The following is a 23,291-nucleotide window of genomic DNA, read 5'->3' as shown; positions in this document are numbered from 1 at the left end:
GCGGCGGCGGTCATCCGGCCGCGGGCGCCAGGCGCTCGCGCAGGAACGCCACCACCCGCTCACGGGCGGCCAGCGCGGGGTGCACGGGGGTGTCCCTCACCTCCGCCGTCAGCACGGAGTGCGCGCTGCTCTTGAAGCCCCCGGCGTTGCCCTTGGACGAGTCAAGCTCGATCACTTCGAAGGCCGCACCGAGGCTGCGGCGCAGCGTCGCGAAGCGGTCGCGCGTGGCCGCCTTGTCCTCGCTGAACCGCAGGCCGAGCAGGCACAGGCCCGACTCCTGGGTGCGGACGACCACGGAGTCCAGCTCCTCCGGCGACACGCCCGGGTCCGCGGCCCGCTTCCCGCCCACCGGGAAGGGCAGCGCGGGCTGGCTCAGCACGGGGGCGAGCACCACGTCGTCGACGGCGGCGGCCAGCGCGAAGCCGCCGGTGAAGCACATACCGATGACGCCGACCCCGCCTCCCGGCGTGCGGGCCGCCAAGTCCCTGGCCAGCGCCCTCAGGTAGTCGGCGAACGGGCGGTGCGCGCCGGTGGCGAAGGCCCGGAACTCCGCGGACACGCACAGCCTGGCGAAGGTCGCGGCCACGTAGCCGGCGCTCAGCTTGCGCCCGGGCACGCCGAACGGGGACGGCATCACGACGGTGAAGCCCTCGTCGACCAGGTGATCCGCAAGGCCCAGCGTCTCCGGCGTCATGCCGGGGACCTCGGGGACCAGCACCACCCCCGGTCCCGCGCCCTTCTCGTACGTGTCGTGGGTCAAGCCGCCGGCGGTGAACGGGGTGCGGCGCCAGCCGGTCAGGTCGGAGGTGGGTGCGGAGCCGGTCATCAGCGGATCTCCTCGGTGGTCTGGTCGCCCGCGGCACGGCCGTGGTGAACGTCCGTCCGCCGCCTGCGGCACGCCGTCGCGCCCGGGTGCCCCAGGGGAGCGCGTGCGCCTCCATACTGCCCACCCGGCGCACCCCCGCACCGGTGGAACGGCGTTTCGTCCCCCGCACGGGAACGGACTGAGCTTTGCCGCCCAGCCGATTCTATGAGCGTTTCTGCTCATTCAGGGGTGGTTTCGCGCAGGACTGCTCACCTACACTGCACGGGACACCCCGCCCGGGGCCGGTCGGCACCGCCCCCTCCCGCATCGAGGAGCCCGCATGCCCGTCTCGTTGACCACTGCCGAAATCGCGTCCCAGCCCGACTGCTGGCTGCGGGCGGCGGACATCGCCACCGCGGCGGCCGGCCGGCTGCCCCACCGGGGCGAGCGCGTGGCGGTCATCGGCTGCGGTACGTCCTGGTTCATGGCCCAGTCCTACGCGGCGCTGCGCGAGCAGGCCGGACACGGCGTCACGGACGCCTTCGCCGCGTCCGAGTTCCCCTCCGCACGTGCCTACGACCGCGTGCTGGCCATCACCCGCTCGGGCACCACCACCGAAGTGCTGCGGGCCGGCGCCCGCCTGCGGGCCGCCGGTACTCCGGTCGTCGCCATCACCGCCGATCCGCACACGCCGGTGCAGCAGGCCGCGGACGAACTGGTCGTGCTGGACTTCGCGGACGAACGCTCCGTCGTGCAGACCCGATTCGCCACCACGACGCTCGCACTGCTCCGCGCCCACCTGGGCCACGACCTCACCGCCGCCGTCGCCGACGCCCGCAGCGCGGTGACCGCCGCCCTCCCGGAGTCGTTGCCCGCCGCCGAGCAGACCACCTTCCTCGGCACCGGCTGGACCTACGGGCTGGCCCAGGAGGCGGCCCTCAAGATGCGCGAGGCCGCGGGTGCCTGGACCGAGAGCTACCCGGCGATGGAGTACCGCCACGGGCCGATCAGCATCACCGGCCCCGGCCGGACCGTCTGGGCCTTCGGCGCCCTGCCGGCCGGGCTGGCCGACGACATCGCCGCGGCAGGCGGCACACTGGAATCCCGCCCCGAACTCGACCCGCTGGCCGATCTGGTGCGCGCGCAACGACTCGCGGTCGCCGTCGCCGAGCACGAGGGCCTGGACCCGGACCGCCCGCGCAATCTCACCCGCTCGGTCGTCCTCGGCTGACCCCGGCCCCGCCGCATCCACGAATCCGAGGGACCGCATGACCGCCACCACCACCGCCGACCTGGTCAGCGCCGCCCACGCGGCGGGCCACGGCGTCGCCGCGTTCAACGTCATCACCCTGGAGCACGCGGAGGCGATCACCGCCGCCGCCGAGGCCGCCGGGCAGCCGGTGATCCTGCAGATCAGCGAGAACGCGGTGGCCTTCCACAGCGGCCGCCCGGCACCGATACTCGCCGCCGCGGTCGCCCTGGCCGACGCCGCCGCCGTACCGGTCGCCGTCCACCTGGACCACGTCCAGGACGAGGATCTGCTGCGATCCGGCGTGGCCGCCGGGGTGTCGTCCGTAATGTACGACGCCTCGGTGCTGCCCTACGAGCAGAATGTGCGGGCCACCGCCCGGATCTCCGCCTGGGCCCACTCCCACGGGGTGTGGGTGGAGGCCGAACTGGGCGCGGTCGGCGGCAAGGACGGTGCCCATGCCCCGGGCGTGCGGACCGATCCGGACCAGGCCGCCGCCTTCGCCGCGGCCACCGGGGTGGACGCGCTCGCGGTCGCGGTGGGCAGCTCGCACGCGATGACCCTGCGCACCGCCCGCCTCGACCACGCCCTGATCGCCCGGCTGCGGGCCGCCGTCGCCATACCCCTGGTGCTGCACGGCTCCTCCGGTGTGCCCGACGACGAACTGCGGCAGGCGGTCGCGGCCGGCATGGTGAAGATCAACATAGGCACGGCTCTCAATATCGCCTTCACCTCCGCCGTCCGTGAGCAGCTGTCCGCCGACCCGGCCGTGGTCGATCCGCGCCGCTATCTGCGCCAGGCCCGGGACGCGATGACGGCCACCGCCGGGCATCTCCTCCACGTCGTCTCCTCAGGGCGCGCCGCCAGTTGACCGCCGTGTTACCCGTTCGCGACATTTGTCACCGTTACGCGGGTTCCCTGTCACAGACGATCAACAAGCCCATGCGGCGCTCGGGTACCTTTCGTTGACCGGACGAGTGTGCTGACAGTCAGTCACCAGCGCTCGGAGGTACCAGACATGACGGACCGGACCCTGTGGTCGTACGCGGACATCGCGGCACATATCCGCGTGCAGGTCGACACCGTGCGCTCCTACCGCAAGCACGGGCACTTGCCCGATCCCGACCGGGTGGAAGGGGGTAAGCCCTACTGGTACGCCGACACCATCAGGACGTGGAGCGCCCGGCGGCCGGGGAACCGCGGCCGCCGGGATCCGGACTGACCGTCATGTCCTGCCGGCCTGCTCGGGGTCCCGCTGCCCGCCGGAGCGCGGGGCCCCCACCGCCGTCGCGGGTGGCCGCGAACCGCCGGCCTCGGATATGCCGAACCTGTCGTGGAATCCGCGCAGCATGGGCGGCGCCCACCAGGTGGCCCGGCCCGTCAACCGCATCGCCGCGGGGACCAGCAGCGTCCGGATCACCATGGCGTCCATCAGCACCGCCAGGGCGATGCCCAGCCCCAGTATCTTGGTGTTGGTCACCCGGGACATGCCGACGGCGACCATCACCACCGCCAGGATGATCGCGGCAGCCGGTCAAGGGGCCCGACGCGCCGGGGAAGGTCGCCGAGGAGCACCACACACTGCACGCGACGCTGCACGACGGCGTGGCGTGGATGCTCGCCCTGTGCCGGCCGTCGCTGTCGGTCGTCGAGCGCACCGCGATAGCGGAGATGTCCTTCACGGTGTTCAAGGGCGCCCTCGACCTGGTGGTGCAGAGCGAGGGGGAGATGCGCGCCGCGTACGCGGTGGAGATGAAGAGCATGCTCTACCGCTATCTCGCGCCCTGCGTCGGCACCGGGCCCGTTACGATAGGGGAGGCGGAGACCTCCGCGGCCCACGCGCTCATCGCCGCGGCTCAGGCGGATCGCGCGGCGGCGGACCAGCGGACGGAGCACACCCGCAGCGCCGGCGGAGCGCCGGCCGCGGCTACTACTTCTCGCGCCAGGCCGACGAGCAGCTGAACGATCCGTCCTTGCCTTCCCTGGACGCCGCGGGCGGTCCGATCGTCGGTACGCCGCCCTTGCCCGGCGACGCGGGCGGTCCCGCGGCGGACGGTGGGGCGCCCTCGCCGGCCATCGACGCCGCCACCACGGCCGAGGGTCGCGTCGTACCGGCCCCCTGACGGCGTTCCCTGGCCCGTGAGGCCCATTGCGCGGCCATGCCGATCCCGGCCACCAGCAGGGATATCCCGAGCCCCAGGGAGAGGGCGTAGAAGGAGTTCGAGGCCGCCCGCCCGCTGATGTAGCCGGCGCCGACCGAATACGAGGCCCAGACCGCCTCGGCCACCCCGGCGCCGATCGCGTAGCGGCGGGCGGGATATCGCATGATCCCGGCCGCCAGGCCGCCGATCACCCGGCCGCTCGGCAGGAACCGCACACCGATCACGAACGGCACGCCATGGCGCTGTATGCGCAGCGCGGCCCACCTGAGCAGGGCCTCGCGGCGTGGCCTGCGGTGCATGCGGTTCAGCACCCGGCTGCTCAGCGCCCGGCCGGTCCGGTGCATCACCAGATCGCCGAGCACAGCGCTGCCGGCCACCACGAGCAGGACGAGTGCGAGATTGAGGTGACCTTCCGCGGCCATCACGCCGCCGGTCACGAGCAGCACCGAGTTGGGCACGAGCGGCGGGGCCGTCGTCGCGGCCAGCAGCGCGTACGCCCAGATGACGTGTCCACCCCGCAGGTGCTCGGCGAGTCCGGAGGTGAAGTCAAGTGCCGACACACTCAGTGCAACGTCCATCCCACCGCCCCTCTTCCCTCCCCTTTACACAACGCTGACAGCGGTGCGCGGGGACGGCAAGCGGGTTGACCTCGCTTCCACCGATTCGCCGGAAAGGTCATCCTGAGGTTTCAGCGGGGCTACTCCTCAGGTAGTACGGCCCGCCGCGGGGGTCACGCCCGCGGGATACACCACGCCGGAAGGGGAGTTCAGCGGCCGAGGAGTTCGCCGCCGTTGCACTGCAGGATCTCCCCGGTGATGAAACCCGCCTCGGGCGACGCGAGGAAGACCACCGCGGCGGCCACGTCGGCCGGGTGACCGACGCGTCCCACCAGTGTCCGGCCGGCCCGCCGGGTCAACTCGGCGTCATTGAGCCGCGAGCCGAAGAACTCGGTGCCGGCGACCGTGCCGGGCGCCACGATGTTGCAGGTCACGCCCTGCGGGCCGAGCTGCGCGGCCAGCGAGTGGTTCCAGGCGTGCAGTGCGGCCTTCGAGGCCCCGTACGAACCGCCGCCGCGCAGGGCGGCCACCGAGGTCACCGTCACCACCCGGCCGCTGTCGGTGCTGAAGCGGTCACGGAGCGACTCGGTGATCAGCACGGCGGTGAGCACGTTGCGCTCGAAGTCCCCGCGCCAGCGCGCCAGCACCCCGTGCGGTCCCGCTCCGACGGCCAGCTCGCGGCTGCCCGCGTTGTTCACCAGCACGTCCACCCGGTCCGGCAGCTGGGACAGCGCCGCCTCGACGTCGTCGGGGTCCGCCAGGTCGCAGACCACCGGGGTGATGTCCAGGCCGTGCTCGGCCCTGATCTGCTCAACGGTCGCATGGAGCACCTCGCGGCGGCGGCCCACGATCGTGACCCGGTGGCCGTCCTCGGCGAACCGCAGTGACACAGCCCGTCCGATGCCGGTGCCGCCACCGGTCACGACGATGTTGCGCACCGCTGCCGTGCTCTGTGCCATCTGCTCCGCCCCTCAGGAAGAGACAGCACGCTACGGGATCCCCCCGAACCGGACGCGAGCGGGGTAGCCTGCGAAAACAGCCTTCGCGAAGAGACGTAGATCACATGGCGGAGAACGTAACCATTACAGTGGTTGGCGGGTCTTATGTCTTGAGCACCGCGCTCCCGGTGGAGCCGGTGGGGGGCTGTAGGTCGGACTGTCTTGGGGGACGGTCCGGAACGCGTCGCCGGGGCGATACCCGGGGAGCTTGAGCGGCCCTCCCGGGCCGTTTTCGTCCCGGCAACGGCGCAGTCGCCACACAAGCGCCCGGTCGGACCCGTGGGGGGATCCGTTCCGGGGAACGGGGAGCGCCCCGTGCCGGACCCGTGGGGGGATCCAGCGCGGGGCGCTTCCTTTTTTGCTCTGTCACATGGCCGCGAAGGCCTTGTGGGGCGCACGACGGCGCCTTTTTCAGCGGGCCTCGACCGAGACGTAGTCGCGGATCTCGACACCCGTGTAGATCTGCCGCGGGCGGCCGATCCGGGAGCCGGGCTCCTTGATCATCTCGTGCCACTGGGCGATCCAGCCGGGCAGCCGGCCGATGGCGAACAGCACGGTGAACATGCTGGTCGGGAAGCCCATGGCGCGGTAGATCAGACCCGTGTAGAAGTCCACGTTCGGGTAGAGCTTGCGCGAGACGAAGTAGTCGTCGCTGAGCGCGTGCTCCTCGAGCTTCAGGGCGATGTCCAGCAGCTCGTCGGACTTGCCCAGCGCCGAGAGGACGTCGTGCGCCGCCGCCTTGATGATCTTCGCCCGGGGGTCGAAGTTCTTGTAGACGCGGTGCCCGAAGCCCATCAGCTTGACGCCGTCCTCCTTGTTCTTCACCTTGCGGATGAAGGAGTCGACGTCGCCACCGCTGGCCTGGATGCCCTCCAGCATCTCCAGCACCGACTGGTTGGCCCCGCCGTGCAGGGGACCCCACAGCGCGCTGATGCCGGCCGAGATCGAGGCGAACTGGTTCGCCTGCGAGGAGCCGACCAGCCGGACCGTGGAGGTCGAGCAGTTCTGCTCGTGGTCCGCGTGCAGGATGAACAGCTTGTCCAGCGCGCTGACCACGACCGGGTCGAGCTGGTACTCCTCGGCCGGGACGGAGAAGGTCATCCGCAGGAAGTTCTCGACGTAGCCGAGGTCGTTGCGCGGGTAGACCACCGGCTGGCCGACGGACTTCTTGTACGCGTACGCCGCGATCGTCGGCAGCTTGGCGAGCAGCCGGATCGTGGAGAGGTGGCGCTGCTCGGGGTCGAACGGGTTGTGGCTGTCCTGGTAGAACGTCGACAGCGCGCTGACCACGGACGACAGCATCGCCATCGGGTGGGCGTCGCGCGGGAAGCCGTCGTAGAACCGTTTGACGTCTTCGTGCAGAAGGGTGTGCTGGGTGATCTCGCCCTTGAATTCCGCCAGCTCGTCGACCGTCGGCAGTTCGCCGTTGATCAGCAGATAAGCGGTCTCCAGGAAGGTGCCGCGCTCGGCGAGCTGTTCGATCGGATAACCGCGGTAGCGGAGGATGCCCTCCTCGCCATCGAGGAAAGTGATCGCGGACTTGTAGGCCGCGGTGTTGCCGTAGCCGCTGTCCAGCGTCACCAGGCCGGTATCGGCACGCAGCTTGCCGATGTCGAAGCCCTTGTCGCCGACCGTGCTGTCAACCACCGGGTAACTGTGCTCGCTGTCCCCATACCGCAGTACTACAGAGTTGTCGCTCACGTCATTCCCTCACCGACGGTTTTGCCTCTTCTTCGAGGTGCCCTGACTACGTCCACTGTCCCCCATTTGGCACGCACGCGTGCACTCGGGGTCGGCCATCGGACCGAAAGGTGGCACGGAGTGCCTATTTTGCGCCTCCGGACAGCCGGTGGTCGAGAGCTGTGAAGCGCCGACCCGCCGAGATCGTGCGCACCGCCTGCCCGATCGCCCGCCGGGAGCCGACCAGCACGACGAGCCTTTTCGCCCTGGTCACAGCCGTGTAGAGCAGGTTGCGCTGGAGCATCATCCAGGCCCCGGTGGTGACGGGGATCACCACCGCCGGATACTCGCTGCCCTGGGAGCGGTGGATGGTCACCGCGTAGGCGTGGGCCAGCTCGTCGAGCTCGTCGAAGTCGTAAGCGATCTCCTCGTCCTCGTCGGTGTGCACGGTGAGGCGCTGCTCGACCGCGTCCAGGGCGGTGACCACGCCCACGGTGCCGTTGAAGACGCCGTTGGCGCCCTTGTCGTAGTTGTTCCTGATCTGGGTCACCTTGTCGCCCACCCGGAAGGTCCGGCCGCCGAATCTGCGCTCCGGCAGGTCGGGCCGTGCCGGGGTGACGGCCTGCTGCAGCAGGCCGTTGAGCGCACCGGCGCCGGCCGGGCCACGGTGCATCGGGGTGAGCACCTGGACGTCCCGCCGGGGGTCGAGGCCGAACCTGGCGGGGATGCGGCGGGCGACCACGTCCACGGTGAGCCGGCCGGCCTCCTCGGAGTCCTCCTCGGCGAACAGGAAGAAGTCCGGCAGGCCCTGGGTGACCGGCGGCAGCCCGGAATTGATCCGGTGCGCGTTGGTGACCACCCCGGACTGCTGCGCCTGCCGGAAGATCCGGGTCAGCCGCACCGCGGGCACCGGGCTTTCGGCCGCAAGCAGGTCACGCAGCACCTCGCCGGCCCCGACGCTCGGCAGCTGGTCCACGTCCCCCACGAACAGCAGGTGTGCGCCCGGCGGCACCGCCTTGACCAGCTTGTTCGCCAGCAGCAGGTCCAGCATGGAGGCCTCGTCGACCACCACCAGATCCGCGTCGAGCGGCCGGTCCCGGTCGTACGCGGCATCCCCGCCGGGCTTCAGCTCCAGCAGCCGGTGCACCGTGGAGGCCTCGGTGCCGGTCAGCTCCGACAGCCGTTTCGCGGCCCGCCCGGTGGGCGCCGCCAGCACCACCTTGGCCTTCTTCGCCCGGGCGAGCGTGACCACGGAGCGCACGGTGAAGGACTTGCCGCAGCCGGGGCCGCCGGTGAGCACGGCGACCTTCTCGGTCAGCGCCAGCCGGACCGCCTCCTGCTGCTCGGGGGCGAGGTCGGCGCCGGTCTGTCCGGCCAGCCAGGTCAGCGCCTTGTCCCATTCCACGTCCCGGAAGGCGGGCATCCGGTCCTCCGGGCCGTGCAGCAGCCGCATCACCTGCGCCGCGAGCGATATCTCGGCACGGTGGAAGGGCACCAGATACACCGCCGTGACCGGCTCGCCGTCCCCGTCGGGAGCGGGCACGCTCTCCCGGACCACGCCCTCCTCCGCGGCCAGCTCGCCCAGGCAGTCGATCACCAGGCCGGTGTCCACCTGCAGCAGCTTCACCGCGTCGGCGATCAGCCGCTCCTGTGGCAGGAAGCAGTTCCCGCTGTCGGTCGCCTGCGACAGCGCGTACTGCAGACCGGCCTTCACCCGCTCCGGGCTGTCGTGCGGTATCCCGACCGCCTGGGCGATCCGGTCCGCGGTCAGGAAGCCGATGCCCCACACCTCGGCCGCCAGGCGATACGGCTGGTTCTTCACCACGGAGATCGAGGCGTCGCCGTACCCCTTGTAGATCCGCACCGCGATGGACGTGGACACCCCCACGCCCTGCAGGAAGACCATCACCTCCTTGATCGCCTTCTGCTCCTCCCAGGCGGCGGCGATCAGCCGGGTGCGCTTCGGGCCGAGGCCCGGCACCTCGATCAGGCGCTTCGGCTCGCCCTCGATGACGTCGAGGGTGCCGGTGCCGAAGTGGTCCACGATGCGCTCGGCGATGCGCGGGCCGATGCCCTTGATCAGCCCCGAGCCCAGATAGCGGCGTATGCCCTGGATGGTGGCGGGCAGGACGGTGGTGTAGTTCTCCACGGTGAACTGCTTGCCGTACTGCGGGTGGGAGCCCCAACGGCCGTGCATCCGCAGTGACTCGCCGGGCTGGGCGCCCAGCAGCGCGCCCACGACGGTCAGCAGGTCGCCCGAGCCGCGGCCGGTGTCCACCCGCGCGACCGTGTACCCGTTGTCCTCGTTGGCATAGGTGATCCGCTCCAGGACACCTTCGAGCACCGCGAGTCCCTGGTCCGTCATGCCGGGCCTCCCTCCCCCGAGTCGATCTGGTCCGAAGGTACCGGCCGGCGCGGACACCGCGTCCCGAGCCTGTGGACAACTCCGCCGGGCGCCGTACGAGCCCGAACAGCGGCCGCGGGCGGCCCGGGACGCGCGAGAGGGGCCCGGCGGCTGCCGGACCCCTCTCGCGTTCCCCCTGCTACCCCCGAAGCCCCCCTCGGGCGCATCTCCTGGCTCCCTGAAACCCCTCCCGGGAGCCGTGATGCCATGTACGACTGGCAACCGGCCCTGAGGGTTGTCCTATGACCGCCGAAATTCTCAAGATTTTTTCAGACGGCGTGCCGGACGTACCGTTCCGCGACCTCCGCCAGCACCTCGGCACCGTCCCGCGCCCACAGTCCCGGGTTGAAGATCTCCACCTCGACGGCCCCGCGGTAGCCGGCCGCGTCCACGCGCCGCCGCCATCCGCTCAGGTCGATACAGCCGTCGCCGAGCTGGCCGCGGCCGAGCAGCACGCCCTCGGGCAGCGGGGTGACCCAGTCGGCCAGCTGGAAGCAGGCGATCCGGCCGCCCGCACCCGCGCGGGCCGTGTGCACGGGTGCCAGGTCGTCCCACCACAGGTGGTAGGTGTCCACCACGACCCCGACCTGCTCGGCGGGAAAGCGCTCGGCGATGTCCAGCGCCTGGCCGAGGGTGGAGATCACGCACCGGTCGGACGCGTACATCGGGTGCAGCGGCTCCAGGGCCAGCCGCACGCCCCGCTCGGCGGCGTAGGGGCCCAGTAGGGCGAGCGCGTCGGCGACCCGCTCCCGGGCCGCGGCGATGTCCCGGTCGCCGGCCGGCAGTCCACCGGACACCAGCACCAGGGTGCCGGTGGCCAGGGCCGCGGCCTCGTCGATCGCCGCCCGGTTGTCGTCCAGGGCGGCCGCCCGCGCCTCCGGCTCCAGGGCGGTGAAGAAGCCGCCGCGGCACAGCGACGTCACGGTGAGCCCGCTGTCGCGCATCAGGCGCGCGGCGCGCTGCACGCCGTACTCCTGGACCGGTGCCCGCCACAGGCCGACCGAGCCGATCCCGGCGGCCGCGCATCCCGCGGCCAGTTCGGGCAGCGACCACTGCTTGACGGTTTCCTGGTTGATGCTCAGCCGGGTGAGGTCCTGGGCCGTGGTGCCGGTCATGCGTCCACTCCGTGCAGGGTCAGCAGGGCGCGCGTCCGCGCCTCGGCGAGCGCCGGGTCGGGGAAGAGCCCGGCGCGGTCGGCCAGTTCGTACGCCCGCGCCAGGTGCGGCAGCGAGCGCGCCGACTGCAGTGCGCCGACCATGGTGAAGTGCCGCTGGTGGCCGGCGAGCCAGGCCAGCAGGACGACACCGGTCTTGTAGAAGCGTGTCGGGGCGCAGAACAGATGGCGGGACAGTTCCACCGTCGGGTCGAGGAGCCGCCGGAAGCCGTCGACGTCCCCGGTGTCCAGGGCGCTGACCGCCGCCGCGGCCAGCGGCGCGAGCGGGTCGAAGATGCCGAGCAGCGCGTGGCTGAAGCCCTGCGTGTCGCCGGCGATCAGCTCCGGGTAGTTGAAGTCGTCGCCGGTGTAACAGCGCACGCCGTCCGGGAGCCGGCGCCGGAGCTCCACCTCCCGCCGGGCGTCCAGCAGCGAGATCTTGACGCCGTCCACCTTGTCCGGGTGGGCGGTGATCACGTCGAGGAAGGTCTCGGTGGCCGCGTCCAGATCGTCGCTGCCCCAGTAGCCGGCGAGCGCCGGATCGAACATCGGGCCGAGCCAGTGCAGGATGACCGGTTCTGAGGACTGCCGCAGCAGATGACCGTAGACCTGGAGGTAGTCCTCCGGGCCCTCGGCGATCGCCGCGAGCGCCCTGGAGGCCATCAGGACGGCCTGCGAGCCGGCCTCCTCGACCACCGCGAGCTGCTCCTCGTAGGCGGCGGTCACCTCGGCGAGGGTCGCGGCGGGGCCGGTCAGCTGGTCGGTGCCGACACCGCAGGCAATCCGGCCGCCGGCGGAGCGCGCCTCCGCCGACGACCGGCGGATCAGCTCGGCGGCCACCGCCCAGTCCAGGCCCATGCCGCGCTGCGCGGTGTCCATGGCCTCGGCCACGCCGAGTCCGTGGGCCCACAGATGCCGCCGGAAGGCCAGCGTGGCGTCCCAGTCCACCGCTGCCGGGGCGTCGGCGGCGGTCCGCAGCGGGTCGGCCACCACATGGGCCGCGGAATACACCACCCGGCTGCGCAGTGGCAGATCCGTGGTCAGGGTGACGGGTTGCGAGCGCGGTACATAGTCGCGCAGAACACCCGACTCGTCGGGCAGCCGGATGCTCACAGGGCCAGCTCAGGAACGTCGAAGCGTCGGCCCTCGGCGGAGGACCTCAGGCCGAGTTCGGCGAGCTGGACGCCCCGCGCGCCGGCCGTCAGGTCCCAGCGCCAGGGCTCGTCGAGGACGACATGCCGCAGGAACAGCTCCCACTGGGACTTGAAGCCGTTGTCGAATTCGGTGTTGTCCGGTACCTCCTGCCACTGGTCACGGAAGGCCTCCGTGGCGGGCAGGTCCGGGTTCCACACCGGCTTGGGAGTGGCCGACCGGTGCTGGACGCGGCAGTTGCGGAGCCCGGCGACGGCGGAGCCGTGCGTGCCGTCGACCTGGAACTCCACCAGCTCGTCACGATGGACGCGGACCGCCCAGGAGGAGTTGATCTGCGCGACGGCGCCGCCTTCGAGCTCGAAGACGCCGTAGGCGGCGTCGTCCGCGGTGGCGTCGTAGGGCTTGCCCTGCTCGTCCCAGCGCTGCGGCACGTGGGTGGTCGCCAGGGCCTGCACCGTACGGACCGGGCCGAAGATCTCGTGCATGACGTACTCCCAGTGCGGGAACATGTCCGCGACGATGCCGCCGCCGTCCTCCGCGCGGTAGTTCCACGACGGCCGCTGCGCGCTCTGCCAGTCACCCTCGAAGACCCAGTAGCCGAACTCGCCGCGGATGGACAGGACGCGGCCGAAGAAGCCGCCGTCGACCAGCCGCTTGAGCTTCTGCAGGCCCGGCAGGAAGAGTTTGTCCTGCACAACGCCGTGCTTGACTCCGGCGGCGACGGCGAGCCGGGCGATCTCCAGGGCGCCGTCCAGCGACGTGGCTGTCGGCTTCTCGCAGTAGATGTGCTTGCCCGCCGCGATCGCCTGACGCACCGCGGTCTCACGCGCCGCGGTGATCTGAGCGTCGAAGTAGATCTCCACCGAGGGATCGGCCAGCACTGCGTCGAGGTCGGTCGACCAGTGCTCGATGCCGTGCTGCGCGGCCATGGAGCGCAGCGCGTGCTCCCGCCTGCCCACCAGGACCGGCTCCGGCCACAGCACGGTGCCGTCGCCCAGGTCGAGACCGCCTTGCTCCTGCAGACTGAGGATCGAGCGGACCAAGTGCTGCCGGTAGCCCATGCGTCCGGTGACGCCGTTCATGGCGATCCGCACAGTCCTGCGTGTCACGTGGGGTCCTCTTCTCGGTGGTTCGGCGGGTCCGGTGCGACGGAACCCATCGCGCCGGGGACGGCGTACGGGCACGTACAGCAAGCGCTTTCTTCCAGCAGCACGCTAACCCGCGGGTCTCGCTTCGGGCAAGAGCCGATCAGGCGCCGGAGAAAGCGCTTACTGTCGCGTCCTGCCGCCGCGCGTACGTACGAATGACGGCGACCGGCCGGGATGAGACCATGACGCGCGCGGAATCCACCGGATTCCCGGCAGACGGAGGAGGACCGCAGCGAGATGGCAGTGACGCTGGCCGATGTCGCCGCACGCGCCGGGGTGTCGTCCGCCACGGTCTCCCGCGTACTCAACGGGAACTACCCGGTGGCGGGCAGCACGCGCGAGCGGGTCCAGCGCGCGGTGGCGGAACTCGACTACGTCGTCAACGGCCAGGCGCGGGCGCTTGCCGCGGCCACCTCCGACCTGGTCGGGGTGCTGGTGAACGACGTTGCCGACCCCTTCTTCGGCCTGATCGCCAGCGCGCTGCAGGCCGAGGTCGGCGTGGGCGCGGCAGAACCGGGCGGCAAGCTGACCGTGGTGTGCAACACCGGCGGTTCCCCCGCGGCCGAACTCACCTATCTCACCCTGCTTGAGCGCCAGCGGGCCGCCGGAGTGGTGCTCACCGGCGGCGCCGTCGACAGCCCGGTGCACAGCGCGGCGGTCCTCGCCCGGCTCGGCCGGCTGGCCGCCTCCGGCACCCGGATCGTGCTCTGCGGCCGGCCGCCGCTGACACTGCCGGGCGAGAGCGGCCCGCTGACCACGCTGGCCTTCGACAACCAGGGCGGCGCCCGGCGGCTGACGGAGCATCTGCTCTCCCTCGGCCACCGCAGGATCGGCTACGTGACCGGCCCGGCCGAACGCAGCACCACAGGGCACCGGCTGGCCGGCCACCGGGCGGCACTCGCCGGACACGGCATGGGGCCGGGCACCGGGGCGGGAGAGGACGCGGACCGGCTGATCGTGCACGGCGGCTACGACCGCGGCGCCGGCTACGACGCCACGCTCGAACTGCTGCGGCGGGACCCGGGGGTGACGGCGATCGTGGCCGCCAACGACACCGTCGCGCTCGGCGTGTGCGCCGCCTTGCGCGACCGCGGCCTGAGCATTCCCGGCGACGTGTCGGTGGCCGGCTTCGACGACCTGCCGTTCAGCGCCGACGCCTCCCCCGCGCTGACCACGGTTCGCATCCCCCTGCAGGAGGCGGGCGCCCGCGCCGGGCGACTGGTGATGGGACGGGTCGCCCCGCCGCCGGGCGGGGTGGCCACCATCGCCACCGAGCTGATGGTCCGCGGGTCGACGGCCCCGCCCGCGGCCGGCCGTTCCTGATCCGAAGGTGTCGACAGCCCGCCCGCACCGCAGTTCGGGCAGGGATCCCGTCGGGCGGGGCCGACGGCTGGCGCCCCGGCCGGCGGGCCCGGCAACGGATCCGGCGCGGGTCCGTGTGTCGGATGGATCACGGTTGACCAGGCCCGATCGGGTGCCTAGTGTCCGGCGAATGAGACTCGCCTTCTCCACCCTCGGTGTTCCCGAACTGCCCGTCGAGCAGGTGGCCCGGCTCGCGGCCGACAACGGCTTCCACGGCGTCGAGCTGCGCGCGAGCCCGGAGGGCCCGGTGCACACCGGGCTGTCCGCGGACGAACGCGCCGATGTGGCCGCCGAGTTCGGCAAGGCAGGCGTGGAGATCCTGACCGTGGCCGGCTACGCCAAGGTGGCCGCCGCCGGCGACGACGGGCCGGTGCTCGACGAGATCGGCGCCGCGTTGACGCTGGCCCACGACCTGGGTGCGTCCTTCGTACGGGTATTCCCCGGTGGCGCGGGCCTCGGTACGGACGAGGCGGACGCGCTGGCGGCACGGCGGCTCGCCGCCGCGGCACCGGTGGCCGAGGATCTGGGGGTGCGGGTGCTGCTGGAGACCCATGACTCGCACCGCGGCGGCGCGGATGTGGCGCGGGTGCTCGGCCGGGTGGGGCACCGCGGCGCCGGTGCGCTGTGGGACGTCATGCACACCTGGCTGGCCGGGGAGCAGCCGTCGGCCAGCTACCCGGCGCTGGCGCCGTACCTCGGCTACCTCCAGGTCAAGGACATCGCGTCCGCCGCCGACACGACACCGCTGCCGCTGGGTGCCGGGGTGCTGCCGCTGGCGGAGACCGTCGAGGTGCTCAGCCGGGCCGACTGGGACGGCTGGCTCTGCTGGGAGTACGAGAAGCGCTGGTATCCGCAGGCCGCGGACCTGCCGGAGCTGCTGGGGCCGGCCCGCGAGCACCTGACACGGCTGCTCACCGAGTCCGCCTGACCCCGGGCAGGTCCGTCCGCCGGGTCAGGCCCGGCTGCCGCGGGAGCGGGCAGCGCACGGCGAGGGGATGCGGGCGCAGGAGGGCGAAGGAGGGACGCATGCTCGATCTGGCGCGCCTGAAGGCGCTGCACGCGGTGCACACGCACGGGTCCATCGGCGCCGCGGCCACGGCGCTCGGCTACACGCCCTCGGCGGTGTCGCAGCAGATCTCGAAGCTGGAGCGGGAGACGCACACGGTGCTGCTGGAGCGCCAGGGCCGCGGGGTGGCGCTCACCGACGCCGCGCAGTTGCTGGTCGCGACCGCCGAGCAGCTGCTGGCGATCGTGGAGCAGGCGGAGGTGGCGCTGGAGGAGCAGCGGGGCAGGCCGTCCGGGCGGTTGACGGTCGCAGCCTTCCCGACCGCGGCCTGCGGGCTGCTGCCACCGGTTCTGGCCGAACTGGCGGCCAAGCATCCGTCGCTGGACCTGCGGCTCGTCGAGGTGGACGCCCATCTGTCGGTGGACCTGGTGGCCCGCGGGGTGGTGGATCTGGCGGTGGCGCACGACTGGGACATCGCCCCGCTTCCCGCACCCGAAGGAGTGGAGCGGGCGGTACTCGGCGACGACCGGTGCGATGTGCTGGTGCCCGCCGGGCACCGGCTGGCGGACCGGGACGGGCTGCTGCGCTCGGATGTGGCCCGGGAGCGGTGGATCTGCCAGCCGCCCGGTTCGGTCTGCCACGACTGGCTGGTCCGGACGCTGCGGGAGGCCGGGACGGAGCCCGACATGGCCTATCAGGTCGGCGAGTACCGCACTCAGGTGGCGCTGGTGGAGGCCGGCCTCGGCATCGCGCTGGTGCCCAGGCTCGGCCGGGGGCGGATTCCCGCGGGGGTGCGGGTGCTGCGGCTGGAACCGACGCCCGTACGGCGGCTCTACGCGCTGTGGCGGGCGGGTGCGTCCCGCAGACCGTCGATCGGGGTGGCGGTGGACACGCTGCGGGCGCACTGGCCGGCTGCGCACTGACGGCGGCCGGACGGCCGACGCGCGGGTCGTGCGTCCGGCACCCGGAAGGTGAGGCGGGGCCCGGCGGCCGCCGGGCCCGGGTCCGTACGTCCCGCCGTCCGGCGGCGGCAGGGAACCGGTACGGCCCGGCGGCCGTCCCATCGGCGTGGTGCTGACGACGACGGTGCGCAGGGCGGTCCCGGCGGTGGTGCTGGCCGCGTCGCTCGCGGTGCCGGCCGCCGGGTGCGGCGGGAAGTCCGGCGCCGGCGGGCCGGATGACGCGCCCGGTCAGGCGCCGGGCAGCGTGACCGCCTCCCGCAGCGCCGGGCAGACCGGTGGCACGGCCCCGGACCGGGTGGTCTATTTCTCGGCCGCGCCGAAGGGCCCGCCGGACGGTCACCAGGTGCTGCACGACCGGGCCGAGGCCGACCGGTACGCCGCCGCCTTCAGCGCAGGCGACCCGCAGGCGCAGGCGCGGATCGCCGCGGCGGCGCGGAGCACCGACTTCACCCGGCAGCTGCTGGTCGGCTGGACGGCGACGACCGGGTGCAGCGCGGCCACCGCGGCGGCGCTCGGGGTGTCAGGCGACCGGCTCGACCTGCGGGTGAGCCAGCCGGAGCCGCCCCAGGAGTGCCTGGTGGCCTTCCGCGTCTCGGTGGTCTTCCAGGTGGCGAAGGAACGCATCCCGGCGCGGCCGGTCTTCGGCTGACGACCCGCCGGCGGCGCGGGCGGAACGGCTGCTACCGCTCCGCGGTCGGCACGGAGGTTCGACCGGCCCATTGACTGGCGAAAACTTCCACGCTATCCGTGTACATCCGGCAGTTTCTTTCACCGCGTGCACTCTCCTCCGCCCAGAAGGAGTCCGTCTTGCACCACCACCCGTCCCGCCGCAGTGTCCTCACCGCAGCAGCAGCCGCGGCCGGCTCCGCCGCCATGGCCACCGCGGCGCCCGCCTCCGCCGCCGGATCCGCGCTGAGCAGCGCCGACCGCCGCCGCATCCGCGCGATCATCCAGCGGATGAGCCTGGCGGAGAAGGTCGGCCAGCTCTTCGTCATGCGGATCTACGGAGCGTCGGCGACCGACCCCGACCCCGCGGACGTGGCCGCCAACCAGAGCGAGATCGGCGTCGCGAACGCCGCGGAACTGCTCGCCACCTACCACGTCGGCGGCATCATCTACTTCGCGTGGGCCCACAACACGCAGAATCCGCACCAGATCGCCGACCTGTCCAACGGCATCCAGCGCGCCGCGCTGTCGCACGGCACCCCCGTGCCGCTGCTGATCTCCACCGACCAGGAACAGGGCGCGGTCGCCCGGATCGGCGCGCCGGCCACCCTGTTCGGCGGCGGCATGGCCCTCGGCGCCGACGGCAGCCCCGCGGACGCGCGGACGGCGGCCCGGGTGATCGGCACCGAACTGGCCGCCATGGGTGTCAACCAGAACTACTCCCCGGTCTCCGACGTCAACATCAACCCGGGAAATCCGGTGATCGGCGTCCGCTCCTTCGGTGCGGACCCCAGCGCGGTCGCCGCGCTGGCCGCCGCGCAGGTCAAGGGCTATCAGGGCGCGGGAATCGCCTCCACCGCCAAGCACTTCCCCGGCCACGGCGACACCGGCACCGACAGCCACTTCTCGCTGCCGATCATCACGCACTCGCTGGAGCAGTGGCAGGCGGTCGACGCCCCGCCCTTCCGCGCGGCGATCGCGGCCGGCATCGACTCGATCATGACCGCGCACATCCTGGTGCCGGCCCTGGACGACTCCGGCGACCCGGCCACGCTGTCGCATCCCATCCTCACCGGCGTGCTGCGCGAACAGCTCGGCTACGACGGCGTGGTGGTCACCGACGCGCTCGACATGGCGGGTGTGCGGGAGAAGTACGGCGACGACCGGGTGCCGGTTCTGGCGCTCAAGGCCGGTGTCGACCAGCTGCTCAACCCGCCGCTGCTGGGCGTCGCCTACCAGGGCGTCATGGACGCGGTGGCCTCCGGCGAGCTCACCGAGGAGCGCATCGCGGTGTCGCTGGAACGCATCCTCGCGCTCAAATTCCGCAAGGGCCTGTTCCGCGACCCCTACGTCACCCACGCCGGGGTCGACCGGCACGTCGGCACCCGCGCGCACCTCGCGACCGCCGACCGGATCACCGAACGCGGCATCACGCTGCTCGCCAACGACGCGGAAGCGCTGCCGCTGCCCCGCCGCTCGCACCGCGACCTGCTGGTGGTCGGCGCCGATCCGGCGGCGCCCTCGGGCACCGGTGGTCCGCCGACCGGGGTGCTGGCCAAGGCCCTCACCGACCTCGGCCGCTCCGCGCAGGCGCTGTCCACCGGCACCGCGCCGGCGCAGGCGGTGATCGACCAGGCGGTGGCCGCGGCGGCGGGCAAGGACGCAGTGATCGTCTGCACCTACAACGTGACGGCCGCGGCGCCCGCCCAGATCGCCCTGGTCACCGCGCTCACCGCCACGTCGGTCCCGGTGGTGACGGTCGCCATCCGCAATCCCTACGACATCGCCTGGCTGCCGCCGGTGGCCGCGTCGCTGGCCACCTACGGCTGGACCGACGTCTCGATGCGCGCGGCGGCCCGGGTGATCGCCGGCAAGGCGGCACCCGGCGGCAGGCTGCCGGTCGCGGTCCCGCGCGCCGACGACCCGGCGACGGCGCTCTACCCCATCGGTTACGGCCTGGACTACGGCAGCCGGGCCTGACGGTCCACCCGGGGTGCGGGCGGACGGCGCCTCAGGCGGCCGCCCGCACCTCGCCGGTGAAGGTCCGCCACAGCTCCGCGTAGTGCCCGTCGCGGGCCAGCAGCATCTCGTGCGTGCCGTCCTCGACGATCCGCCCGTGGTCGAGGACCACCACCCGGTCGGCGCGGGCCGCGGTGCTCAGCCGGTGCGCGACCACCAGGGTCGTACGGCGGGTGGCGAGCCGGTCGGCGGCCTGGTTGACCAGTGCCTCGGTCGCCAGGTCCAGCGCCGCGGTCGCCTCGTCGAGCAGCAGGATCGCGGGGTCGACGAGTTCGGCGCGGGCCAGCGCTATCAGCTGCCGCTGGCCCGCGGACAGATTCCGGCCGCGCTCGGCGACCCGGTGCAGATACCCGCCTTCCAGGGTGGCGATCATCGCGTGCGCGCCCACCGCCCTGGCCGCCGCCTCCACTTCGGCGTCGGTGGCATCGGGCCGGCCGTAGGCGATGGCGTCGCGCACGGTGCCGGCGAAGAGATACGGCTCCTGCGGGACGACGCCGAGCCGCTGCCGGTAGCCGGTCAGGTCGAGTTCCCGGATGTCGTCGCCGTCGACCAGGACGGCGCCGTCGGTCGGGTCGTAGAACCGCGCGACCATCTTCACCAGGGTGGACTTGCCCGCGCCGGTCTCACCGACGAAGGCCACGGTCTGGCCGGCCGGGATCCGCAGCGAGATGCCGCTGAGGGCCTCGGGGCCGTCGGACTGTGGGCCGCCGTAGCGGAAGTGCAGGTCGCGGAAGGCGATCTCGCCGCGCAGCGGGCCGACCGGGCGGGGATCGGCGGCGGCCGGCGTGGTGGTGGGTTCGCGCAGCAGCTCGCGGATCCTGCCCAGCGAGACCGTCGCCTGCTGGTAGCCGTCGAAGACCTGGGAGAGCTGCTGCACCGGCGAGAAGAACAGGTCGATGTAGAGCAGATACGCCACCAGGGCGCCGGCGGTCAGCGTCCCCGCGCTCACCCGGTGCGCGCCGACGATCAGCACCAGCGCGGCGGCCACGCTGGAGAGCAGCTGCACGAACGGGAAGTACACCGAGATCAGGAACTGCCCGCGCACCCGTGCGGTGCGGAAGTCGTCGCCACGCCGGGCGAAGCGCTCGGCACCGCGCCGCTCGCCTCTGAAGGCCTGGACGACCCGCAGCCCGGCGACATGCTCCTGCAGGTCGGCGTTGACCACCGCGACCTTCTCCCTGGCCAGCTCGTAGGCCTTCACCGACTTGCGGCGGAACACCCAGGTGCCCACCACCAGGAGCGGCAGGGTGGCGAAGACCATCAAGGCGAGCTGGACGTCGATGGCCAGCAGCGCGACCAGGATGCCGCCGAAGGTGAGCACGCTGACCAGGGCGGTGACCAACCCGGTCTGCAGGAACGTGGACAGGGCGTCGACGTCGGTGGTCATCCGGGTCATGATGCGGCCGGTCAGCTCGCGCTCGTAGTAGTCGAGCCCGAGCCGGTGCAGATGCGCGAAGATCTTGACCCGCAGCGTGTACAGGACCCGTTCGCCGGTACGCCCGGTGATCAGGGTGGAGCCCCACTCCACCGCCCATTGCACCAGCACCAGGCCCAGGCCCAGCAGCGACGCCACCCAGACCGCGCCCAGCGCCTCACGCCGGACACCGGCGTCGATGCCGTGCCTGATGAGTATCGGCAGCAGCAGCCCGGCCAGGGCGTCGACCGCGACCAGCAGCAGGCTCAGCAGCAGCGGGGTGCGGAAGCCGCGCAGCAGGCTGCGCAGGCCGAAGACGTGGTCCGCCTGCTGCGCCCGCTCCTCGTCGATCCGCGGGGTGTCCAGGGCGGGGGGCAGCGCCGCCACCCGCGCGAGCAGTTCCGGGGTGGCGGGCATGCCCGCCAGGGCGCCGGCCATCCCGCCGGCCGCGGCGACGGGCTGCGGCCGCCCCGCGGCTCCCGCGGGCCCGGCGTCCTCCTCGGGCGTGCGGCGGTCGGCCGGCCAGAGCTCGGGGGTGACGGCGCCCGCCGCGACGCGCTCCGGGTCCGCCTCGGCGGGCTGCTCGACGGGCTGCTCTACGGCCTGCTGCGCCGCCTGCTCGGCGGCGCCCAGGGTGCCGGCCGGGTCGATCTCGACCAGGTCGGCGCCGAGCGCGTCGGGGTCGGTCAGCAGGGCGCGGTAGAGGGCGCTGCGCTCCTGCAGCTCGTCGTGCGTCCCGATGTCGGACAGCCGTCCCGCGTCGAGGACGGCGATGCGGTCGGCGAGGGTGAGCGTGGAGCGGCGGTGGGCGATGAGCAGCGTGGTGCGCCCGCGCATGACCTCGCGCAGCGCGTCGAAGATCTCGGCCTCCACCCGGGCGTCGATGGCCGAGGTCGCGTCGTCGAGCAGCAGCAGCCGCGGGTCGGTGAGGATGGCCCGGGCGAGCGCGACGCGCTGCCGCTGGCCGCCGGACAGGGTGAGGCCCTGCTCGCCGACCACCGTGTCGTAGCCGGCCGGCAGGTCGGTGATGAAACCGTGCGCCTGGGCGGCTCGCGCAGCGGCGAGGATCTGCTCCTCGGTCGCGTCCGGGTGCCCGTAGGCGATGTTGGCGCGCACGGTGTCGGAGAACAGGAAGCTGTCCTCGGGGACCATGCCGATGACCGAGCGCAGCGAGTCGAAGGTCAGCTCGCGCACATCGGTGCCGCCGACCAGGACCGCGCCGCCGGTGACGTCGTACAGCCGGGGCAGCAGCAGCGAGACGGTGGACTTGCCGGAGCCGGAGGAGCCGACGACCGCGACCGTCTCGCCGGGGGCGATGGTCAGGTCGAAGCCGTCGAGGACCCGCCGTTCCTCGGTGTAGCCGAAGCTGACCTGGTCGAACTCGACGGTGGCGGGCGCGTCCGCGGGCAGCGTCCTGGTGCCCTCCTCCAGCGTCGGCTCCGTGTCGATCAGCTCGAAGACCCGCTCCACGCCCGCCCTGGCCTGCTGGCCGACGGTCAGCACCACGGTGAGCATCCGCACCGGGCCGGTGAGCTGGGCCAGGTAGGTGGAGAAGGCGACGAAGGTGCCCAGCGTGATCTGGCCGCGGGTGGCCATCCAGCCGCCGAGCGCCAGCATGCCGATCTGCCCCAGCGAGGGCACCGCCTGGAGCGCCGGGGTGTAGCGGGCGTTGAGCCGGACCCCGCGCAGCCGCCCGGCGAAGAGCCTGCGGCTGACCGTGGCCAGCTTGCCCATTTCCTGCTGTTCCTGCCCGAAGCCCTTGACCACCCGCACGCCGGTGACCGATCCGTCGACGATTCCGGCGACGGCGGCCGCCTGCCCCTGGGCGTACCAGGTGGCGGGGAAGAGCCGCCGGCGGGAGCGGTTGGCGATGAACCACAGCGCGGGGGCGACGGCCAGCGCGACCAGGGTGAGCAGCGGTGAGAGCGTCAGCATGACGACCAGCGAGAGCACGAACAGCAGCAGGTTGCCGATGACCATGGGCAGCATGAACAGCAGCCCCTGGATCAGTTGCAGGTCGCTGGTGGCGCGTCCGACGACCTGCCCGGTGCTCAGCTCGTCCTGGCGACGGCCGTCGAGCCGCATGATCGACCGGAACATCTCGTTGCGCAGGTCGTACTGCACGTCGAGGGCGAGCCGGCCGCCGTAGTACCTGCGCAGGTACGTCAGCGCGTAGACCACGAGTGCGGCGACGATCAGGGCGACGGCCCACGGGGTGAGCGGCTTGTCGTGCTTGACGATCACATCGTCGATGATCAGCTTGGGGACCAGCGGCACCAGCGCCGTGACCGCCATACCGCCCAGCGACGCGCCCAGCGACAGGAGCACCGTGCTCCGGTAGCGCCAGCAGTATCCGGTCAGCCGTCGGAGCCACCCCTGCTCCTGGCCGTCCTTCGCCGCCGTCACCGGCTTCGCCGTCGTCACCCGGTCCTCCCCGCCCCATCGTCTGCCGTCCACCTGCTGATCCCCCACCACGAGGCTCCAACGCCCCGGACTGCGCGTTTCATCCTCCCGCAACACTTCAACGACCAAGGTCGCACACGAGTGCGACATT

Annotated in this window: 17 protein-coding genes and 2 pseudogenes; 9 read left to right on the top strand and 10 right to left on the bottom strand. The window is 72.5% G+C overall.

The genetic code is table 11. The features are described from left to right. Positions 1 to 10 precede the first annotated feature (10 nt). The gene (locus OG702_RS24305) at positions 11 to 826 is read right to left on the bottom strand and encodes a dienelactone hydrolase family protein (RefSeq protein ID WP_327291051.1); all 816 of its coding nucleotides are present in this window, start codon (positions 824 to 826) and stop codon (positions 11 to 13) included. 319 nt (positions 827 to 1,145) lie between these two features. Here OG702_RS24305 and OG702_RS24300 point away from each other — a divergent pair, with 319 nt between their 5' ends. From OG702_RS24300 to OG702_RS24290, 3 genes are all read left to right on the top strand, one after another. After that, complete coding sequence (locus OG702_RS24300; RefSeq protein WP_327291050.1) at positions 1,146 to 2,036, top strand: SIS domain-containing protein; 891 nt, start codon at positions 1,146 to 1,148, stop codon at positions 2,034 to 2,036. A gap of 37 nt (positions 2,037 to 2,073) precedes the next feature. Next, on the top strand, positions 2,074 to 2,925 hold the full coding sequence (locus tag OG702_RS24295; protein WP_327291049.1) for a class II fructose-bisphosphate aldolase: 852 nt from the start codon (positions 2,074 to 2,076) through the stop codon (positions 2,923 to 2,925). A gap of 147 nt (positions 2,926 to 3,072) precedes the next feature. After that, positions 3,073 to 3,276 carry a MarR family transcriptional regulator gene (locus OG702_RS24290; RefSeq protein WP_327291048.1) on the top strand — a complete coding sequence of 68 codons (204 nt, stop codon included), beginning with the start codon at positions 3,073 to 3,075 and terminating at the stop codon, positions 3,274 to 3,276. 3 nt (positions 3,277 to 3,279) lie between these two features. Here OG702_RS24290 and OG702_RS24285 read toward each other — a convergent pair. Next, positions 3,280 to 3,585 (bottom strand): annotated as a pseudogene (locus tag OG702_RS24285) (MMPL family transporter); the annotation flags it as partial. A gap of 20 nt (positions 3,586 to 3,605) precedes the next feature. On the opposite strand from OG702_RS24285, the pseudogene OG702_RS24280 reads away from it, so the two are divergent. Then, a pseudogene (locus OG702_RS24280) lies at positions 3,606 to 4,016 on the top strand (hypothetical protein); the annotation flags it as partial. Here OG702_RS24280 and OG702_RS24275 read toward each other — a convergent pair. From OG702_RS24275 to OG702_RS24245, 7 genes are all read right to left on the bottom strand, one after another. Beyond that, positions 3,985 to 4,794 (bottom strand): DedA family protein, encoded by an 810-nt coding sequence (locus OG702_RS24275; RefSeq protein ID WP_327291047.1) that lies wholly within the window; start codon positions 4,792 to 4,794, stop codon positions 3,985 to 3,987. The pseudogene OG702_RS24280 and the gene OG702_RS24275 sit on opposite strands and share 32 nt — an antisense overlap. Before the next feature lie 188 nt (positions 4,795 to 4,982). Beyond that, complete coding sequence (locus OG702_RS24270; protein WP_327291046.1) at positions 4,983 to 5,732, bottom strand: SDR family NAD(P)-dependent oxidoreductase; 750 nt, start codon at positions 5,730 to 5,732, stop codon at positions 4,983 to 4,985. A 450-nt stretch (positions 5,733 to 6,182) separates the two neighbouring features. After that, a complete protein-coding gene (locus tag OG702_RS24265; protein ID WP_327291045.1) occupies positions 6,183 to 7,472 on the bottom strand; it encodes a citrate synthase in 1,290 nt (429 codons plus the stop codon). Positions 7,473 to 7,596: 124 nt separating this feature from the next. Next, positions 7,597 to 9,816, bottom strand: coding sequence for an SF1B family DNA helicase RecD2 (gene recD2, locus OG702_RS24260; RefSeq protein ID WP_327291044.1), 2,220 nt, complete (start codon positions 9,814 to 9,816; stop codon positions 7,597 to 7,599). 308 nt (positions 9,817 to 10,124) lie between these two features. After that, complete coding sequence (locus OG702_RS24255) at positions 10,125 to 10,970, bottom strand: sugar phosphate isomerase/epimerase family protein (protein ID WP_327291043.1); 846 nt, start codon at positions 10,968 to 10,970, stop codon at positions 10,125 to 10,127. Continuing rightward, positions 10,967 to 12,121 (bottom strand): dihydrodipicolinate synthase family protein, encoded by a 1,155-nt coding sequence (locus tag OG702_RS24250; protein WP_327291042.1) that lies wholly within the window; start codon positions 12,119 to 12,121, stop codon positions 10,967 to 10,969. Before OG702_RS24250 ends, OG702_RS24255 begins: the two co-directional genes overlap by 4 nt. Then, on the bottom strand, positions 12,118 to 13,269 hold the full coding sequence (locus OG702_RS24245; protein WP_327291041.1) for a Gfo/Idh/MocA family protein: 1,152 nt from the start codon (positions 13,267 to 13,269) through the stop codon (positions 12,118 to 12,120). The genes OG702_RS24250 and OG702_RS24245 overlap by 4 nt, the downstream gene beginning before the upstream one ends. A 276-nt stretch (positions 13,270 to 13,545) precedes the next feature. Between OG702_RS24245 and OG702_RS24240 the strand changes: the two genes are divergently transcribed. The 5 genes from OG702_RS24240 (at position 13,546) to OG702_RS24220 (ending at position 19,284) form a co-directional block, all read left to right on the top strand. Then, positions 13,546 to 14,631: a LacI family DNA-binding transcriptional regulator gene (locus OG702_RS24240; RefSeq protein ID WP_327291040.1), complete on the top strand. Its 1,086-nt coding sequence runs from the start codon at positions 13,546 to 13,548 to the stop codon at positions 14,629 to 14,631. 169 nt (positions 14,632 to 14,800) lie between these two features. Beyond that, complete coding sequence (locus OG702_RS24235) at positions 14,801 to 15,598, top strand: sugar phosphate isomerase/epimerase family protein (RefSeq protein ID WP_327291039.1); 798 nt, start codon at positions 14,801 to 14,803, stop codon at positions 15,596 to 15,598. Positions 15,599 to 15,696: 98 nt separating this feature from the next. Continuing rightward, on the top strand, positions 15,697 to 16,599 hold the full coding sequence (locus tag OG702_RS24230; protein ID WP_327291038.1) for a LysR family transcriptional regulator: 903 nt from the start codon (positions 15,697 to 15,699) through the stop codon (positions 16,597 to 16,599). A 148-nt stretch (positions 16,600 to 16,747) separates the two neighbouring features. Further along, positions 16,748 to 17,287, top strand: a complete 540-nt coding sequence (locus OG702_RS24225) for a hypothetical protein (RefSeq protein ID WP_327291037.1) — start codon at positions 16,748 to 16,750, stop codon at positions 17,285 to 17,287. 158 nt (positions 17,288 to 17,445) lie between these two features. Continuing rightward, the gene (locus OG702_RS24220) at positions 17,446 to 19,284 is read left to right on the top strand and encodes a glycoside hydrolase family 3 protein (protein WP_327291036.1); all 1,839 of its coding nucleotides are present in this window, start codon (positions 17,446 to 17,448) and stop codon (positions 19,282 to 19,284) included. Positions 19,285 to 19,315: 31 nt separating this feature from the next. Here the strand turns inward: OG702_RS24220 and OG702_RS24215 are convergent, their stop codons facing one another. Then, positions 19,316 to 23,290, bottom strand: coding sequence for an ABC transporter ATP-binding protein (locus OG702_RS24215; RefSeq protein ID WP_442814522.1), 3,975 nt, complete (start codon positions 23,288 to 23,290; stop codon positions 19,316 to 19,318). Between the last annotated feature and the right edge of the window lies 1 nt (position 23,291).

Origin of the sequence: Streptomyces sp. NBC_01198, from assembly GCF_036010485.1 — a bacterium.
Lineage (GTDB): Bacteria > Actinomycetota > Actinomycetes > Streptomycetales > Streptomycetaceae > Actinacidiphila.
The sequence above is the reverse complement of the archived record's forward strand: the minus strand, read 5'-3'. Positions and strand labels throughout refer to the sequence as shown.

Bases quoted from the DNA above. Each gene is read 5' to 3' on its own strand.
- OG702_RS24305 (WP_327291051.1), bottom strand. From the start codon at position 826: ATGACCGGCTCCGCACCCACCTCCGACCTGACCGGCTGGCGCCGCACC.
- OG702_RS24300 (WP_327291050.1), top strand. From the start codon at position 1,146: ATGCCCGTCTCGTTGACCACTGCCGAAATCGCGTCCCAGCCCGACTGC.
- OG702_RS24295 (WP_327291049.1), top strand. From the start codon at position 2,074: ATGACCGCCACCACCACCGCCGACCTGGTCAGCGCCGCCCACGCGGCG.
- OG702_RS24290 (WP_327291048.1), top strand. From the start codon at position 3,073: ATGACGGACCGGACCCTGTGGTCGTACGCGGACATCGCGGCACATATC.
- OG702_RS24275 (WP_327291047.1), bottom strand. From the start codon at position 4,794: ATGGACGTTGCACTGAGTGTGTCGGCACTTGACTTCACCTCCGGACTC.
- OG702_RS24270 (WP_327291046.1), bottom strand. From the start codon at position 5,732: ATGGCACAGAGCACGGCAGCGGTGCGCAACATCGTCGTGACCGGTGGC.
- recD2 (WP_327291044.1), bottom strand. From the start codon at position 9,816: ATGACGGACCAGGGACTCGCGGTGCTCGAAGGTGTCCTGGAGCGGATC.
- OG702_RS24255 (WP_327291043.1), bottom strand. From the start codon at position 10,970: ATGACCGGCACCACGGCCCAGGACCTCACCCGGCTGAGCATCAACCAG.
- OG702_RS24240 (WP_327291040.1), top strand. From the start codon at position 13,546: ATGGCAGTGACGCTGGCCGATGTCGCCGCACGCGCCGGGGTGTCGTCC.
- OG702_RS24235 (WP_327291039.1), top strand. From the start codon at position 14,801: ATGAGACTCGCCTTCTCCACCCTCGGTGTTCCCGAACTGCCCGTCGAG.
- OG702_RS24230 (WP_327291038.1), top strand. From the start codon at position 15,697: ATGCTCGATCTGGCGCGCCTGAAGGCGCTGCACGCGGTGCACACGCAC.
- OG702_RS24215 (WP_442814522.1), bottom strand. From the start codon at position 23,290: ATGTCGCACTCGTGTGCGACCTTGGTCGTTGAAGTGTTGCGGGAGGAT.